We start from the raw sequence: 3,077 nt of genomic DNA, 5'->3' as shown, positions 1-3,077 counted from the left end.
CACCCCGGAGGGGCGCTCTCTCGTTCGCACCGCCTTGACCAGCGTATTGTCCATCTTGCGCTGCGGTGGCGCCCCCAGAGAAAGCTGCATCTTCTTGCGTGACCATGTTGATCAAAGCAGCAAGCCAGCAGCGTTGTCTAGAAACATGTTACCCTCCCGAATGTACCGGCTCATGGTCTGGTCCGACGCATGGCCCGTTTGCCGGCGGATCAAATGGCCTGCGATACCCGCGAACTCAGCAACTCAGCAAGTGCCTGAACATCGCCAGCCGGAAACAGCCAACCGGTCTTCCCATTGTCAATCGCATCGGCCAATCCCGGGATATCGCTTGCGATCACAGGCTTCTCGTACCATTGCGCCAGAGCTAAAACGCCTGACGCAGTGGCCGATTGATAGGGTGCGACCACGGCGTCGCATCGTTCAAAGAACGTCGCGGCCTCGGTATCGGAAACGTAGCGAGGAATAATCTCGACGCGGCTTTCTAAACCGAGCTCCGTGACCAATGCTTCTACCTCCGCCCTGCCGCGCCAAAACTCACCGACGACAGACAGGTGAATGTCTTTGAAAGATGAAGCTGCGATCGAACGAATTAAGACTTCTAACCCCTTGTAAGGACGTACAAAGCCGAAAAACAAGAGCTCGACTTCAGCTGACCTGGGCAGCAGTTCGGCGGGCATAGGATAGTCGTCATAGAGTGGGTGCGGGGAAATAACCGCGGGGACATCCGGGACCTCTCGGTCGAGAGCAAGCGCGAGAGCTGCATTGTTGGTTATGAACCGGGTCGCTTGTCGCAGCTGAAACCGGGACAACAGTAATTTCCAGCGGGCTGACTCGTGATCCTCAACATTATGAACCACAACGATGACTGTGACGCCCTGGCGGTTGAGCGCTCGCGCGATATATCCCAGCGCCGGCGCAACAAAAAATGTCCATGCCGGTATGATGGCGATGTCGGCCCTAAAGCGAAGAGCTCTTCGTGCGGCCGAGTGCCAGCTGATCGGATTGACCGTATCGATGCAAATGTCGGTTTCGATGGCATTGACCTGCCTGCCGGTCGGGACGCGGTCACTCTGGCCAGGATAGAGCGTTCGCGGATACTGACGGGCAAAGGACAGGATCGCGACATGGTTGCCCTTTCTCGAAGCGAGTTCGCGCGAGAGGGCCGTGGTGTGGCGCGCGATACCACCGCGGTAGGGCTCAACTGGACCGATCACCAAGAGTCTCATGGTGCTCCCCGTTGTGACCCCCGACCATAGGGGCACATGACCTGCCACCGAAGTTGTATCCGACAGGAGCCGAATCCTCTGGGGTGATAAGAGGTGGCTCGGTTCGTCTGAACAGTTTCCGGGCTGGTGTTAAGTGGCTCTCCGCCTTGGTTACGCAGCCGCCGGGATTGGCGTCAGCTGGTTAAGATAGGCTTGGTCGGGTGTCTGCCCGCCAAGGGACGAATGGGGCCTCGTGCCGTTGTAGAAGCCGAAGTAGCGGCCGATCGAGGCCCGAGCCTCGGAGACACTGGCGTAGGCGCGCAGGTAGACCTCCTCGTATCTCACCGTTCGCCAGAGCCGCTCGACGAAGACGTTGTCGAGCCAGGCCCCCTTGCCGTCCATGCTGATGGCGATCTCGGCATCCTTCAAAACCTTGATGAAGTCGAGACTGGTGAACTGCGAGCCCTGGTCGCTGTTGAAGATCTCCGGCCGGCCATGGCGGCCGAGCGCCTCTTCCAGCGCTTCGATGCAGAAATCTGCAGACAGCGTGATCGACAGCCGCCAGGCCAGCACCTTGCGGCTGAACCAGTCGGACACTTCTATTTTCCGACTTGGCGACGGCCTTTGGAAGGCTGAGGTTGATCCGCGACATTGCGTGGCGGCTCGACACCGTGCCTCCGGCGCCGTGCGCGGCTCTCCGACCGTCCCAGACCTATGCGGCTGCGGTCTCGAGGTAGAGATACCGGCGGAGATTGTAGGCGATGTTTGCGAGGCCGATTTTGGTGCGCGCTCTTGCGAGCCCGATGGTCCTGACGAAGAGGCCCATGCGGTGCTTCTGGTCGGCGAAGACGTGCTCGACGGCTGAGCGCATCCTCGAGCGGGCGGCGTTCGCCTTCTGGCGCGCTGGCGGCAACGGCTTGCCAGGCGACCGGCGGAAATGGACCTTCGAGACCAGGCCAGCGGCCTCGATCCGCTTCTCGTTCTTGCTGCTGCGATAGGCGGTGTCCGCCCAGACGGGCGAGGCCGTGTTCGAGCGATCGAGCAGCGCCGGCATCTCCCGCCCGTCATGCCGCGCGGCATCCGTCACCGTCCATGTGCGGATCAGCCGATGCCGCCGGTCGGCCCCAATATGGCTCTTGTAGCCATAGACCGGGATCGCGATCTCCATGGCGAGCGAGCCGTCGGGGCGCTTCTTTCGGCGCCCGCGCTTTAGCGTCCAGCGTCCATCACGATCCTTCTGGCGAAGTTTCGCGGGCTTGGCCGCCCATGCCTCGGGGATGCGCCCGGCTTTGAGGTCCGCCTTCTCGCCGTCGGTGTTGCGCTGGCGCGGAGCCTCGACGATCGACGCGTCGATCATCTGCCCGCCCATGGCAAGGTAGCCGGCCTCCTTCAGATGAGCGTCGAAGCGGGCGAAGAGCCGCTCCACGGCACCCGCCTTCGTCAGCTGCTCGCAAAACAGCCAGATCGTGCGCGCATCCGGCACCCGGCCGTGCAGGTCGAGCCCGAGGAAGCGCATGAAGGAGAGGCGGTCGCGGATCTGGAACTCCGTGCGCTCGTCGGCGAGACCGTAGAGCGCCTGAAGCACGAGCACCTTGAACATCATCACCGCATCCATCGGCGGGCGGCCACCCTTGCTTCCGTCAGGCCGGGCCAGAGCCACGTTGAGCTCAGGGCGGAACATCTCGAAATCGACGACCGCCGTCAGCCGCTCGAGCGGATCGCCGCTCTTCGACAGCGCCCGGTACCGCTCGTCCAGATCGAAGAACCCCGGCTCATCCGACTTCCGCGCCTCCCTTGCCAACGGGACAAGTGAATCACCAAACCACGGGTAGCGCGAGGTTTTTAGAAGTCTCCACATTTCCGCCCAGTTTG

General features: G+C 61.9%; 2 protein-coding genes and 1 pseudogene. All 3 read right to left on the bottom strand.

What is annotated here, in order from left to right:
• Positions 1-209: 209 nt before the first annotated feature.
• The 3 genes and pseudogenes from ACSLE4_RS03090 to ACSLE4_RS03080 all read right to left on the bottom strand — a co-directional run bounded on the left by ACSLE4_RS03090 (position 210) and on the right by ACSLE4_RS03080 (position 3,063).
• Entirely contained in the window at positions 210-1,226 is a 1,017-nt protein-coding gene (locus ACSLE4_RS03090) for a glycosyltransferase (RefSeq protein ID WP_435903021.1), read from the bottom strand.
• A gap of 150 nt (positions 1,227-1,376) precedes the next feature.
• Positions 1,377-1,802, bottom strand: a pseudogene (locus ACSLE4_RS03085) (transposase); the annotation flags it as partial.
• Positions 1,803-1,917: 115 nt separating this feature from the next.
• Entirely contained in the window at positions 1,918-3,063 is a 1,146-nt protein-coding gene (locus ACSLE4_RS03080) for an IS5 family transposase (RefSeq protein WP_435903022.1), read from the bottom strand.
• Positions 3,064-3,077 lie beyond the last annotated feature (14 nt).

The organism is Methyloceanibacter sp., assembly GCF_051306395.1.
GTDB lineage: Bacteria > Pseudomonadota > Alphaproteobacteria > Rhizobiales > Methyloligellaceae > Methyloceanibacter.
The sequence above is the reverse complement of the archived record's forward strand: the minus strand, read 5'-3'. Positions and strand labels throughout refer to the sequence as shown.